Source organism: Fredinandcohnia quinoae (assembly GCF_022427965.1).
GTDB lineage: Bacteria > Bacillota > Bacilli > Bacillales > Bacillaceae_L > Ferdinandcohnia > Ferdinandcohnia quinoae.
In genome coordinates, this window is the sequence record NZ_JAKTTI010000003.1 from 1 (window position 1) to 14175 (window position 14175).

Annotated in this window: 12 protein-coding genes and 1 tRNA gene; 5 read left to right on the forward strand and 8 right to left on the reverse strand. The window is 36.1% G+C overall.

Annotated elements, in window-relative coordinates; translation table 11 throughout:
• The first annotated feature begins 94 nt into the window (after positions 1–94).
• Positions 95–1105, forward strand: a complete 1011-nt coding sequence (locus MJG50_RS03280) for a sugar kinase (RefSeq protein ID WP_240252681.1) — start codon at positions 95–97, stop codon at positions 1103–1105.
• Positions 1106–1146: 41 nt separating this feature from the next.
• Positions 1147–1866: a GntR family transcriptional regulator gene (locus MJG50_RS03285; RefSeq protein ID WP_240252683.1), complete on the forward strand. Its 720-nt coding sequence runs from the start codon at positions 1147–1149 to the stop codon at positions 1864–1866.
• A 40-nt stretch (positions 1867–1906) separates the two neighbouring features.
• Here the strand turns inward: MJG50_RS03285 and MJG50_RS03290 are convergent, their stop codons facing one another.
• From MJG50_RS03290 to queG, 7 genes are all read right to left on the reverse strand, one after another.
• Positions 1907–3169 carry an MFS transporter gene (locus MJG50_RS03290; RefSeq protein ID WP_240252685.1) on the reverse strand — a complete coding sequence of 421 codons (1263 nt, stop codon included), beginning with the start codon at positions 3167–3169 and terminating at the stop codon, positions 1907–1909.
• A gap of 32 nt (positions 3170–3201) precedes the next feature.
• Positions 3202–4011 carry an SDR family NAD(P)-dependent oxidoreductase gene (locus tag MJG50_RS03295; protein WP_240252687.1) on the reverse strand — a complete coding sequence of 270 codons (810 nt, stop codon included), beginning with the start codon at positions 4009–4011 and terminating at the stop codon, positions 3202–3204.
• A gap of 186 nt (positions 4012–4197) precedes the next feature.
• Entirely contained in the window at positions 4198–5373 is a 1176-nt protein-coding gene (gene yhbH / locus MJG50_RS03300; RefSeq protein WP_240252689.1) for a sporulation protein YhbH, read from the reverse strand.
• Positions 5374–5699: 326 nt separating this feature from the next.
• Complete coding sequence (locus tag MJG50_RS03305) at positions 5700–7595, reverse strand: PrkA family serine protein kinase (RefSeq protein WP_240252691.1); 1896 nt, start codon at positions 7593–7595, stop codon at positions 5700–5702.
• A 361-nt stretch (positions 7596–7956) separates the two neighbouring features.
• Positions 7957–8433, reverse strand: a complete 477-nt coding sequence (gene trmL, locus MJG50_RS03310) for a tRNA (uridine(34)/cytosine(34)/5-carboxymethylaminomethyluridine(34)-2'-O)-methyltransferase TrmL (protein WP_431307255.1) — start codon at positions 8431–8433, stop codon at positions 7957–7959.
• A gap of 39 nt (positions 8434–8472) precedes the next feature.
• Positions 8473–9354: an amidase domain-containing protein gene (locus MJG50_RS03315; RefSeq protein ID WP_240252695.1), complete on the reverse strand. Its 882-nt coding sequence runs from the start codon at positions 9352–9354 to the stop codon at positions 8473–8475.
• Between the two features lie 171 nt (positions 9355–9525).
• Positions 9526–10659, reverse strand: a complete 1134-nt coding sequence (gene queG / locus MJG50_RS03320) for a tRNA epoxyqueuosine(34) reductase QueG (protein ID WP_240253022.1) — start codon at positions 10657–10659, stop codon at positions 9526–9528.
• A gap of 102 nt (positions 10660–10761) precedes the next feature.
• Here queG and MJG50_RS03325 point away from each other — a divergent pair, with 102 nt between their 5' ends.
• Positions 10762–11427 (forward strand): B3/B4 domain-containing protein, encoded by a 666-nt coding sequence (locus MJG50_RS03325; protein WP_240252697.1) that lies wholly within the window; start codon positions 10762–10764, stop codon positions 11425–11427.
• Between the two features lie 60 nt (positions 11428–11487).
• Here the strand turns inward: MJG50_RS03325 and MJG50_RS03330 are convergent.
• Positions 11488–11561 (reverse strand) — tRNA-Gly (locus MJG50_RS03330).
• Positions 11562–12010: 449 nt separating this feature from the next.
• On the opposite strand from MJG50_RS03330, the gene MJG50_RS03335 reads away from it, so the two are divergent.
• Positions 12011–13768: a SulP family inorganic anion transporter gene (locus MJG50_RS03335; protein ID WP_240252699.1), complete on the forward strand. Its 1758-nt coding sequence runs from the start codon at positions 12011–12013 to the stop codon at positions 13766–13768.
• Positions 13769–13793: 25 nt separating this feature from the next.
• A complete protein-coding gene (locus MJG50_RS03340) occupies positions 13794–14153 on the forward strand; it encodes an ArsR/SmtB family transcription factor (RefSeq protein WP_240252704.1) in 360 nt (119 codons plus the stop codon).
• Positions 14154–14175 lie beyond the last annotated feature (22 nt).

Here is a 14175-nt window from a genome sequence, read left to right on the forward strand (position 1 = left end):
TCAAAGCTACGCCGCCTCGAACTTCTCGGTCCTTTTTATCCTCCTTTTTGAACACGCACTTTTAGATTATTTGATCAGCCCAAAATGATAGAATATGAGAAAAAAAGTTTATGCGTTCGGAGAAGTTATGATGCGTCTTGAGGCTCCTAATTTCAAAAAATTGGAGCAAACACATACACTTGATTTCTCCTTTTCAGGCACTGGGGTAAATGTATTAAGTGCATTAAGCCACTATGGACATCATACGTCGCTTATAACGAAACTTCCAGCGAATCGTATCGGTAATGCTGCGGCAGCATTTATACGATCACTTGGTATCGGAATACCTTCTGTCGTCTACGGGGGAAATTATATTGGAATGTATATTCTTGAGCGTGGATTTGGTCCTAGGCCCTCTAAGGTCACTTATACAAATAGAGTTGAAAGCTCTTTCTGTCAATCTTCTCTCAAAGACTATCAATTAGAATCAATATTTGAAGATGCTTCTTTGGTTCATTTTTGTGGAATCAGCTTGGCCGTTTCGAAGAGGACAAGAGACTTAACCCTTGAAATTGCTCGAAAAGCAAAGGAACGGGGAATCAAGATTTCATTTGATTGTAATTATCGCCCCTCTCTTTGGGAGGGATATGAAGAGGCTCGTCCGGTGTATAAGAAAATGCTTGAGCTATGTGATATCTGTTTTATGAATGAAAAGGATGCACTCCACTTATTGGAAATACCAACAACCGAAACAGAGTTAGAACGACAAATTGAATCTCTTCTCCCAATTGTTTCAAAGTTATATAAAATTCCTACTATAGCTGGAACCATTCGAACGATTATTTCAACAGATAAGCAATTATTAAAAGGATTTCTCGTTAAAAATAATGAGGTTATTTTTTCTGTTTCACAACCACTTCAGATTTTAGATCGTATCGGTGGTGGCGATGGTTTTGCAAGTGGTATCTTGCACGGAGAGCTTAATGGACTATCAGCGCAGGATACCATTAACTTTGCTGTAGCTTCAGGAATCCTTGCTCATTCAACATACGGGGACTCCCCTATTTCCTCTCTACAAGATGTGTTATCATTTTTAAATCAGCAAAATCAAGATGTAGAGAGATAGATACCCGATATTATTTTTCTTGAGAAGAAAGGGAGAATCGCATGAATCAATTTCAATTGTCGAAGAAAAAAGGCTCGATTTATTTACAAATTAACGAAATTTTAAAAGACCGAATTATTGATGGCACCTACCCATTAGAATCCTATATACCTACTGAAATTCAATTAGAGGAAGAATTTAACGTAAGTAAGATTACCATTCGAAATGCTGTTAGACAACTTGCTGAGGATGGATATGTTGAAAAAAAAAGTGGCAAAGGTACGAAAGTAATCAATAATAACCCTATATCAAAATTATCGAAAGGACAAAATTTTACTGAAATTTTGATCAAAGAGGGTTCTCGAATTCATAAGGAGTTTATCTCGGTTGAAGAATGTGTATTGTCGAAGGATTCTTTCCTTTTTAATCATTATGGAGAACGTTGTTATAAAATCTCACGAATCTACTATTTAGATGGAGAACCATATATTCATTATACACACTATCTTTCTGCTATCCTTCCGATTCAATCAACAGCCGACTTTTATAGTGGTTCACTTTATCAATTATTATCCCGAAATGGTATTGAATTTGCTCATTTTCAGGATGACTTTTCAGTTCAACAACCATCATTCGAAATATGTCAACAGTTAGAAATAGAACCTACTTTCTTATTGAAACGCATGCGCTATTCATATGACATCGATGGAAACCTAGTTGAATATTCCGAAGGATTTTACAACACACAACTACGAGAATACACTGTAAGATTTGATGTTTAAAAAAAGCCAGCCATTAGGCTGACTTTTTTTGACGTTTATTTTATTGCCATAAACCTTTTTTAACCATCTTCTCCTTATCACGGAAAGATACTACCACACAGATGATATTAATAATTAACATAACAATAATTGCATATAAACCAGCTGTATATGATCCTGTAAAGTCAAAGATATACCCATATGCTGGAAGGGCAAAAATGGCAGCAACTGCTAAACCTAGTGATACAGTTGAATAGATTTGACTATAATCCTTATTTCCAAATAAAGCTGATGTAAGCGCAGGTGCCAATGTTCCGATTGAAGAAGTTACAAACCCGAACAATGCTACACCTATCGTAATTAAAATCGTACTACTTGCGAAAAATAATAATAAAATCATTGAAACGATACCAAAACTCATAGCTAAAATGGTTGTATTTTTTGCACCAATCTTATCAGTTAAATATCCGAATGCTAATGAACCAACTAATACACCAAGCATAAGTGCAGCCATAATATTTCCTGCAAATCCTACACTATAGCCTTTACTAGTTATATAAGTTGGTATATGGACAGAAAAACTCGCCGCAGATGTAATAATAAAGAAGAAAACAGTTAACAAAATAAATGCGATTGACTTTCTCGCATTAGCGAATGCAATCCCTGCATTTTCAGAGTTTCCACCGTCTTTATTACCATTCGCATTGGTTTCTTCCATTCCATAAGGTAATAGCCCTTTATCCTGTGGAGATTTTCTCAATAAGAAAATAATAGTTGGAACAATAATGATAATAACAGCAACACCGACGATAATATAGGATTGTCTCCAGCCTAGATTTGTAATAAGTTTACCAATTGCTGGTTGTGTAACTGCTCCTATTAATCCACCCGCTGCGGTCATAATACCTAGTGCAAGTCCACTCTTTTTCTTAAACCATGTATTCACTAAAACAGGTCCAGCTAATACAGTTATGAATACTCCTCCAACTGCTAATGGAATGGAGAAAATATACCAGCCCCATACAGAATTCATTAACCCAAATACCGCAAACGACCCAGCTTGCAAAATGATTGCAATCGATAAAAGATACCTTGTATCATACTTGGCCATCAGCTTTCCACCAATTGGTAAAAATATCATTGTAACTACCGCAGAAATACTTAAATACAATGTTAGATTCCCCATACCAATTCCTAAATCTTCTGATACCGATGGCAAGAATAACCCAGCTCCGTTATTAATACCAGATTTGCCAAGCCCAACCGTTATACATAATCCTAATAATATCCACCATGCAAAATGAATTTTTCTCTTACTTCCCATTTTTTAAATTCCCCTTATGATTTACTTTAATTCTAGTTGTTTTTTACACTTTCCATGTATGCATTAAAATCCGCAATACTTGGATTACTTAAATAATGTCCACCTTCAACTTGGATTGTTTGACCTGTGATGTATTTAGACTCATCAGATGCTAGGAATAATACTGTATATCCGATATCTTCTGGTTCTCCGTTATAAGGAAGTGCATTGAACTTTTTGAAAATATCTAATACCGCTGGCGGCATATTTCTTTCTGCAGCAGGAGTTAAAATTAATCCTGGCGCAACTCCATTACAGCGGATATGATCCTTTCCATACTGAGCAGCAATGTACCTTGTCAAATTAACAACAGCTGCCTTAGAAGCACCATATGCAGAACGAATCGCATCTCCAGCAAACGCTGCCATTGAAGCTGTATTGATAATTGATCCACCACCGGCTTTGATCATATGAGGGATTGCATATCTGCTACCTATCAATACACTTTTCGTATTCACATTCATAAGCCTGTCCCATTCATCAAGATCAATATTGACAACATCTAAATCTTTTTGTAAATTAGTCAAACCAACATTGTTGTAAAGAACATTGATTGTGCCATACGTATTAACCGTATAATCAATCGCATCTTTAATTGATTGCTCTTGACCAGCATCAAGGAAAATTCCTGAAGCAGTTCCACCCTCTGCATTAATTTTTTCTGCTGCTTCCTTTGCTCCTTCTACATTGAAATCAGCAATAACTACTTTTGCCCCTTCTTTAGCAAGTATGATAGCTGATGATAAGCCAATACCAGAAGCACCACCTGTCACCAAAGCAACCTTATCTTGAACTCTTCCCATCGTAATCCCTCCAAAGTACTATATTAATAATGCAAATAATATTTTAACATTAAACTGTTTAGTTTTAAACTACTTTAATTAAAAATGTTTAATACTAAACTATATGGAAAAATGAACCAACTTAAATGAACTACAATATCAAAGTGAAAATTCAATTTAAAAAGCCAACCGAATAGGCTGGCATAATCAAGCATATATCTTATCTTCTTGTTCTTTCCTGAAAAAGCTCTTCATCGCATGGAATACATCAACCTTTTGTTTCAAAATAAAGTACCTGAATTTCTCATCGTTAATATTTTTGTAGGCTGACATAAGTGTAGAATGCCTATTATACTGATTCACTTCTCCATAACAGAACATATTCGAAACCTTCATAATTTCTGTCACTAGCTTTACACATCTTGCATTATCCGATGTTAAATTGTCACCATCTGAGAAATGAAAAGGATAAATATTAAACCTAGTTGTTGGATATTTATCATCAATGATTTCTAATGCTTTCCGATATACGGATGAACAGATCGTCCCGCCACTCTCACCTTTTGAGAAAAAGTCTTCTTCAGTGACTACTTTTGCCTCCGTATGATGGGCAATAAATTCAATTTCAACTGTTTCATATTTTGTTCGAAGGAATCGAGTCATCCAAAAGAAGAAGCTCCGAGCCATGTACTTTTCCCAGATTCCCATCGAACCACTCGTATCCATCATCGCTAATACGACCGCTTTTGAGTCTGGTTTGACAACCTCATTCCACGTTTTAAATTTCAAATCCTCTTTATAAATCGGATGAAAGCTTGGTTTTCCGGTCATCGCATTTCGCTTATAAGCTGATAGCATTGTTCGTTTTTTATCAATATTCCCCATCAATCCCGTTCGACGAATATCATTAAACTCAATATTTTCAACGATGATTTGTTCTTGTTCTTTCCGCTGCAAATTCGGTAGTTCAAGTTCTTTAAATAATGCATCCTCAAGCTCCATCAACGATACTTCTGCTTCATAGTAATCTTCACCAGCTTGGTCTCCTGCACCTTGGCCTTTCCCTTGACCTTTTTGGGGTGTACCAGAGCCATCTCGTGCAACAACATCTCCAATTTGGCTTTCTCCATCACCTTGGCCAACATGTTTGTTTTTATCATAATTATAACGGATTTTGTACTCATCTAATGAACGAATTGGGATTTTTACAACATCCTTCCCGTTTGACATGATGATACTTTCTTCCGTTATTAAGTCGGGTAAATTGTTTTTAATCGCATCCTGTACTTTTTCTTGATGCCTTGTTTGGTCATCGTGGCCTTTTCGATGGAGGGACCAATCTTCTTGTGAAATGACAAAGTTTTTCGCGTCGTTTTTAGACACGTCTTCCCCCTCCTTTCATTTTTTGAAAAAAGTACAACCCATTTAAGCACGTTTCCCTGACAACATTCATACAATATCTCGACTGAAAAATATTATGAATAATGTTTGTAAAAAATTCTCTACATTTTATACAAAATCATTTTAATGTAGATTACTCTATACTATGCAAGAATATCGTATTATTGACAAAAAATTTTGATTGTTAGGCTTGTAATCTTTATTTTTAGACAAGTTCGATTTTCATAGTACACAGAAAAATTTATATTAAAATAAAGATGCAGATAGAAAAAAGGAGTTGGCAAACTAGCCAGCTCCTCTATTAATGATTATCGATTTAACAAGCTTCCTACATAGCGCAACAATTCATTTGCAGAGGTTGAATTGTATCCATGTTCATCAATTAATCTTGCAACTACTTCATTTACCTTTTTCAACTGCTGTTCATCAGGTGTTTTGGTGGATGTGGTAATTTTCACAACATCCTTCAAATCAGCGAATAGCTTCTTCTGTATCGCCTCACGTAATCGATCATGTGATTTATAATCAAATCGCTTACCTTTTCGTGCATAGGCAGAAATTCTGATTAATATTTCTTCTCGGAATGCTTTTTTAGCATTTTCAGATATTCCAATTTGTTCTTCGATTGAACGCATTAGCTTTTCATCTGGATTCATTTCTTCTCTTGTTAAAGGGTCACGTAGTTTATTTTTATTACAATACGCTTCAACATTATCAAGGTAATTGTCCATCAATGTTTTTGCGGATTCCTCATAGGAATAGACGAACGCTTTTTGCACTTCTTTTTTCGCGATTTCATCATATTCTTTACGGGCAATTGAAATAAAGTTCAAGTAGCGCTCCCTGTCTTCATTTGAAATAGAAGAATGATGATCCAAGCCATCCTTCAATGAACGCAATACATCTAACGCATTAATTGAAGGGTTCTCTTTTCGAATGATTGTTGAAGAGATTCGGTTAATCACATAACGTGGATCAATCCCACTCATTCCTTCATCCTGATACTCCCTTTTTAACTCCTCAACGTCTACTGTGTTAAAGCCTTCCACACTTTCTCCATCATATAATCTCATTTTCTTAACGAGATCAATATCACCCTTCTTCGGTGCTTTCAGACGTGTAAGAATGGTAAACATCGCTGCTACTTTGAAAGTATGGGGGGCAATGTGGACATCTTTTACATCACTTTCGTTTATCATTTTTTCATAGATTCGCTCTTCTTCTGATGCCCGCAAATTATATGGCATCGGCATTACAATAATACGTGAATGAAGAGCTTCATTTTTTTTATTAGAAATAAATGAACGATATTCTGTTTCGTTTGTATGCGCTACAATAAGCTCATCAGCTGAAATTAGCGCAAATCGACCTGCTTTGAAGTTCCCTTCTTGCGTTAAGGAGAGTAAATGCCAAAGGAATTTTTCATCACATTTTAGCATTTCCTGAAATTCCATCATTCCTCGATTTGCTTTGTTCAGCTCCCCATCAAATCGATATGCACGTGGATCTGATTCTGATCCAAACTCAGCTATGGTTGAAAAATCGATGCTTCCAGTTAAATCAGCAATATCCTGCGACTTCGGGTCAGATGGACTGAATGTACCAATCCCAACACGCTTATCCTCTGATAAGAAAATCCTTTCAACCATGACATCCTCAATGCGGTCCCCATAGTCCTTCTCAAGACGCATCATGTTTAAAGGGGATAGATTCCCTTCAATTCTAATGCCATATTCATGATAGAAATCCTCGCGCAAGTGATGTGGAATTAAGTGAAGCGGATCTTCATGCATAGGGCAGCCTTTAATAGCATAAACTGCGCCGCGATCTGAATGGCTATATGTTTCTAGACCTCTTTTTAACAATGATACAAGGGTAGATTTTCCACCACTTACTGGCCCCATTAATAATAATATTCTCTTTCTCACATCAAGTCTTTTAGCGGCGGGATGAAAGTATTCTTCAACAAGTCGTTCTAGTGGCTCTTCAAGTCCAAATAATTGGTGGTCAAAAAATTTATACTTTCGTTTCCCATTCACTTCTTCAATGCCAGCATCTTTAATCATATTATAAACTCTTGAATGAGCTGACTGAGCAACCCATGGTTGTTCTTTCAATATCTCCAAATACTCAGCGAAGGTTCCTTCCCACTTCAAACGCTGCTCTTCTTCACGATACTTACCAATTTTTTTTAAGATATCCATAGGGCCCTCCTAAACGTGATGATGATAACCATGTTATTTAAATGTATGCGAGGTAGTCCTTTAACATGCCTTGTTCTTACAAAATTCAACATGTCCACTAATTTAATGATGTGTTCAAAAAAGTAAAAAATTGTCCACAGTTTTCATTCACAGTGAAGGGAAGATGGGTTATACTATTGATATATAGTGTATATTTTGGGGATATTAATTTTATTGGTTATACATAAGGAGGAACAGTATATGAAATTCATTCTTATCCTAGGTGTTATTCTTGCATTTATGTCAGCTATTTTAACTTCTGGCTACGAAGACAAACCAGGCGTAAAGAAATAATAAAATGACCTCTACCTAATGGTGGAGGTCATTTTATTAGCTGACGAAAGTTTTGTTGACGCAATGCTTCATAAATTAAAATGGCAGCTGTATTGGATAAATTTAAGGAGCGGACATTTTCCGTCATTGGAATTCTCAAGCAGCGTTCCATATTTTCTGCGATAAATTCCTTTGGAAGTCCTGTTGTTTCCTTTCCAAAAATGAAGAAAACATCTTTATCTTGGTCACTATAGTCGAATGATGAATAGGTCTTCTGACCAAACTTCGTAATCAGGTAAAACTCTCCATCCTTGTATTTTTCAAATAGTTCATCAAGTGAATCATAATAATGAATATTTACATATTCCCAATAATCTAAGCCCGCTCGCTTTAACATTTTATCATCAGTTGAAAAGCCTAAAGGTCTAATCAAATGTAGTGTTGTATCTGTCGCAGCACAAGTACGTGCAATATTACCTGTATTTGCAGGTATCTCTGGTTGGTATAGTACTACATGAATTCCCACTTTCTTCACCTCAATGAGTATTATATCAAAAAATTCGATTCAATTATTAATGATATGAAAAAACTTATACTTGATGTTCGGTGTGTAGGCAGTGGAATCCTCATAGGACCAGTATCTCATCCGGCTATTTTGTGACTGAGCATTTACTAGTGGATAGCCCTGAAAATCTTTAGCTACAACAATCGTATTATGGTTATAACGCCCATCCCCTTCAAAATCATAGCAAATGATATCCCCAAGTAAAAGCTCCTGTGGTGTTGAGACCTCCTTCGCTCGCAATCCAATTTGTGAGCCACTTAAATACCAGCGTAGTGCATTTGCGACTGTCCAGCTATAGCTCCAATTATTATTCATCATCCACCAACCCTTGCTACGATTAGGATAACCGTGCATCGGTGCATCACCTGCATGCAAACATTGAGAAATATAATTCGTGCAATTATCATTAAACTTTTTATATTTTGGATTATAACTATTCCACCAGGTTTCTGCATAACGTACCGCTTCCAAACGATTGTATGTAAAGCTTCTAGGAGATTCTTCGAAAAACCCGCGTTCCATCGCTTCATGGTTAGATTCAGAAATCGGTTCACTAGCATCATCAGCTTGTAGTTTATTCAATGAAAAGATTGCTCTTCTCACTTCGCACTGTTCTTCCATGTAGAGGTTCTTATTTTGACGGATTAAAAATTGATAATGAACTTTATAATCAATACGAGTCTTGTCGTCTTTTTCTACCTTATTGATAATTTGCCCTTTTGCATGGCACTTTACAATTTCAGCGGAGCGCTTTTGAAATAACTCTTTCTTTCGTTGAATTAATTGTTGATCATTATCTTTTAAGCTTTCTATATTGTTCCTCTTATTTCCAACAAATAATTGAGTTCTCGCTTCGATTAATTGTTCAATCATTTCCCTCATTAAGTAAGATCACCACTTTCATAGGTGTGTTACTACAGGATATGTGTTATTGAATTTTTTAATTACTTATAATCATTGTGATGAAAGTGCTGGAATCACTATCAAAAAAGGGAATAGTTGGTAAAATCACTGACGGAAAAGAGGTGCAGGTAATCTGCACCTCTTTTCACATTAGGGCTGTAACATCGTGAGTCCTTTAACGATTTCTTCTAGAACCTCTTCATCTTTTTCTCGTTCAACTGCTTCTTCTAGAATTGAAATTGCTTGTTGATCGCCAATTCTTCCAAGTGCCCAAGCTGCAGTCCCACGAAGGACTGGCCTTGGGTCTTCTTTTAACACCATCGTTAATTCAGGTATAGCAGTTTTGTCTTTAAAATGACCTAATGCAATGATAGCATTTCGCTGTATCGGCTTCTTGCCTCGCCAAGAACCAGCTAATGGTCCAAAGGTTTCTTTAAATTCGCGATTACTAATGGATAAGATCGGTTTGAGCAACGGTTTGACAACCTCTGGATCAGGTTCCATTTCTTCATGAAAGTGAAAATCAATTCTTTTATTTTTCGGGCATGCTGTTTGGCATGAGTCACAACCGTAGATTCGATTCCCTATTTTCGTACGGTATTCCTCTGGCAAAAACCCCTTCGTTTGGGTAAGGAAACCTACACATTTTTGTGCATCAATTTGTCCACCTTGCACTAACGCTCCTGTAGGACAAGCATCTAGACAAGCGGTACAGGAACCGCATTGATCTTCAATTGGTGTGTCAGGCTCAAACGGAATATTTGTAATCATTTCACCTAAATACACATAAGACCCGAACTCTGGTGTAATGATTGCACAGTTTTTTCCACTCCAGCCGATACCTGCTCTTTCAGCAACCGCGCGATCAGAGAGCTCTCCTGTATCAACCATTGATTTCATTTTTGCTTCAGGAACTTTTTCGGCGATAAATGCTTCTAGTTTTTGGAGTCGGTCTCGTAAAATATGATGATAATCCTCTCCCCATGACGCACGACAAAAGATACCACGCCGCTCTTCTTTCGAGCTCCTTGGCGCATCTTTTAATTTTGAAGGATAGGCTAAGGCAATCGCGATGATTGATTTTGCTTGCGGTAAAAGTAATTCAGGATTTGTTCGCTTTTCGATGACAGGCTCTTCAAAGCCAGATTGATACCCAAGCTCTTGCTGTCTGATCAATCGAGATTTTAATTCATCAAAAACTGAAGCACTTGCAAATCCAATTTTATCAATCCCTATCGTTTTACTGTATTCAATTATTTCTTGTTTGAGTTGTAAAAAATCCAAGTGGTAAAACCTCTCTTCTATTTCCCTTACAAAGTCTATCATTATTCAATCTCCAACATAATATGGTACACTAATCTTACTATATTTTGGAGGGGTAAAATGATGGAAATTACACTTTCACCATTGTTAAAAGAAAAAATTCCAAATCTAAAAATAGGAATTCTTCATTATCATAACATTGAAGTTGGTGAGTCTCCACAAATGCTACGTGGAAGGCTGCAAACATTTCAAGAATCTTTATTTTTTGACTTAGAAGAAAAGTTAGTAACAGATGTTAAAGGAATTGCCGAGTGGAGATCCATATTCAAACAGGTTGGTACCGATCCTAACCGTTATCGACCATCTAATGAGGCACTATATCGTCGAATTAAAAAGCAAAATTATATGAATACGATTCATTCTGCTGCTGATCTAAATAATTTCTTTTCCATGCAATATGAAGTTCCGATTGGAATTTATGACGTTGATGCAACAAGAGGAAACGTTGAGATTCGGGTAGGACAAGCTGAAGATGAGTATGTTGGCATTAATGGACGAGTAATTTCAATGAAAGATAAAATCTTATCAAGTGATGAAAAAGGGGCATTTGGTAGTCCTTACGTAGATTCAGAACGAACCGCGGTAACAACGGACACAAAGAATGCACTGCAAATTGTATATCTTAAGCCATCTTTAGATCTTGAGGAATGCTCAAAACTTGTTCAATCACTTGGGAATATGTTTATCCAAATTCATGGAGGTACGTTTGATTACGATATTTTAAATTAATAAAAAACGCAATACCCCGTTTTACTAAGAAACGAAACACTGCGTTGTAAACAATATGTATGGAGCGGGTGATGAGAATCGAACTCACGACATCAGCTTGGAAGGCTGAGGTTTTACCATTAAACTACACCCGCATTTTTTATTCCTTATGTTATTAAGCTTTGTTCACCCAACCTGGGCCTTTTCATGTCCCTTCCTCTTCTAGCTTATTCTTGGAAGTGATTGCGTCGGGACAACTCGCAGTTGTTTCATGGAAGTAACGCTCGTGGCTGAGGTTTTACCATTAAACTACACCCGCATTTTTATTTGTTATATTATTAGCTTTGTTCACCATTGTTGAACTTTGTCGAAATCATTTTCAACTGATTACTTAAAATAGTATACACAGTTTTTTTATATATTGCAATAGTTTTTGATCACTTTTTTTATTTTTTCTAAACTTACAATTGACCTTTCAATCAGAGTCTTATTTTTTCTTATTCTACAAAATTTCTTTGACAATTTTGTAAATCAAGAGTAGATTCATATATATGTATATTCAAATAATCAGATATACTAATATAAAATAAGGGAAGGTTGAAAAATGCATCATAAGCTGTTTTTTACAGGCAGATACAAGGGTTATAATCTTCAAGCTTTTCAAAAAGATCTTATATCTGGTGTTGTAGTCGGAGTAATTGCTATTCCACTTGGAATGGCATTTGCAATTGCATCAGGAGTCAAACCTGAATATGGAATCTACACAACAATAATTGCGGGGATTTTAATCTCATTATTTGGTGGATCTAAATTTCAAATTGGTGGACCAACAGGAGCATTTATTCCAATATTATTCGGGGTAGTAATGACCTATGGATTTGAAAATCTATTAATCGCCGGATTTATGGCAGGTGTGATTCTCTTTTTTATGGGAGTCTTCAAACTGGGGTCTCTAATAAAATTTATTCCACGCCCTGTTACGATTGGCTTTACCACTGGAATAGCTGTAATTATCTTCGTCGGGCAAATCCCAAATTTCCTAGGGCTTTCAAATGTAAAAAAACATGAATTATTCTATTTTAACGTGAAAGAAATCATCGTAAACATAGGAAGCATTAGTATTTTTAGTATCATAACCGCTACTATTTGTTTATTGACTGTTATCTATACACCGAAGATTTTTCCAAAAGTGCCCGGTCCCCTTATTGCACTTGTATTATCAACCTTAATCGCAACGTATCTTTATCCGAATCAAGTAGCAACTATCGGCTCAATGTTTGGGGAAATTCCTAGTAAACTACCAAACTTTCAAATTCCTAGTATCACCTATGATCGAGTGATCGAATTGCTTCAACCCGCCTTTGTAATTGCCGTTCTAGGCGCAATTGAATCATTATTATCAGCTGTTGTAGCAGATGGAATGACAAATAGTAAACACAATAGTAATCGAGAATTAATTGGTCAGGGTGTGGCCAATATGGTGACGCCATTATTTGGTGGGATACCAGCTACAGGTGCGATCGCAAGAACTGCAACAAATATTAAAAATGGCGCTACCTCCCCTCTATCAGGTGTAATTCATGGGATTGTTGTTTTATTGGTTCTTGTCCTATTTGCACCATTTGCTTCAAAAATTCCATTAGCGAGCATGGCGCCTATCCTGATGGTGGTTGCTTGGAACATGAGTGAGCAAAGAGTCTTTTATCATGTCTTACAAACAAAAACCGCAGATTCACTTGTTTTAATTGCAACCTTCTTGTTAACAGTTTTTGTAAATCTTACTGTTGCTGTTGAAGTTGGACTTGTTTTATCAGTTATATTCTTCATTAAAAATATGAGTGATATAATGGTAACAGAAAAAGCTTTACCGAATCCAAAAAATAAACACGAAAAAGTTGAAAGTATTATTGTGACAGATACCCATGATTGTCCACAAATTAGTATTTATAATATCGAAGGTCCACTATTCTTCGGAGCAGCTCAAACATTTGAACAAACAATAATGAGTACGATTAACTATAAGCCAAGGGTCTTACTTTTACGACTAGGTGGAGTCCCATTTATGGATATAACTGGTGAATCCCATTTTTCAAGCATCATTAAGGACTTTTCGAAGCATGGAGTTGTTTTAATATCGGGAATAAAATCGCAGCCTAAAAGGGTCTTACAAAAAACGGGTTTATATGATGTAATTGGAGAGGAACACTTTTTCAATCATACTGGTGATGCGATCAATTATGCATTCACACATATAAATAAAAATAAATGTATCGGATGCAGACACCTTGCATTTAGAGAATGTTCTTACTTCTCAGAGGTTCATGATAAAATCACAGAAAAGAAGGTTGTTCAGACGACATAATAGCTACAGAGGGTGAGGAGTCCAAATGAACTTAGACATGCAGCAATTTAAAGCTGACTTTTTTAAAGCTCTAGCACATCCATTAAGAATTAGAATTCTGGAATTATTATCAGAAGGGGATAAAAATGTAAATGAGCTTCAAAGCCTAATTGGTAGTGAAGGATCTTCCGTTTCACAACAACTTACTATTTTACGAAATAAAAATATTGTTTCTGGAACGAAGGATGGGAACCGCGTCATTTATACACTTCGTGACCCAATGATAGTAGAACTCCTTTCAGTTGCAAAGACCATTTTTAATAATCATTTAGTAGACACAATTTCAATGCTCGATAAGTTCGCAGAAAATGAAAATATTGAAGTTGATACGATAAAAAACGACTAGAACAGTGTTCAAGTCGTTTTTC

Bases quoted from the DNA above. Each gene is read 5' to 3' on its own strand.
- MJG50_RS03295 (WP_240252687.1), bottom strand. From the start codon at position 4,011: ATGGGAAGAGTTCAAGATAAGGTTGCTTTGGTGACAGGTGGTGCTTCT.
- MJG50_RS03305 (WP_240252691.1), bottom strand. From the start codon at position 7,595: ATGGATATCTTAAAAAAAATTGGTAAGTATCGTGAAGAAGAGCAGCGT.
- MJG50_RS03340 (WP_240252704.1), top strand. From the start codon at position 13,794: ATGAACTTAGACATGCAGCAATTTAAAGCTGACTTTTTTAAAGCTCTA.
- MJG50_RS03280 (WP_240252681.1), top strand. From the start codon at position 95: ATGAGAAAAAAAGTTTATGCGTTCGGAGAAGTTATGATGCGTCTTGAG.
- MJG50_RS03290 (WP_240252685.1), bottom strand. From the start codon at position 3,169: ATGGGAAGTAAGAGAAAAATTCATTTTGCATGGTGGATATTATTAGGA.
- MJG50_RS03335 (WP_240252699.1), top strand. From the start codon at position 12,011: ATGCATCATAAGCTGTTTTTTACAGGCAGATACAAGGGTTATAATCTT.
- MJG50_RS03325 (WP_240252697.1), top strand. From the start codon at position 10,762: ATGGAAATTACACTTTCACCATTGTTAAAAGAAAAAATTCCAAATCTA.
- MJG50_RS03285 (WP_240252683.1), top strand. From the start codon at position 1,147: ATGAATCAATTTCAATTGTCGAAGAAAAAAGGCTCGATTTATTTACAA.
- MJG50_RS03315 (WP_240252695.1), bottom strand. From the start codon at position 9,354: ATGAGGGAAATGATTGAACAATTAATCGAAGCGAGAACTCAATTATTT.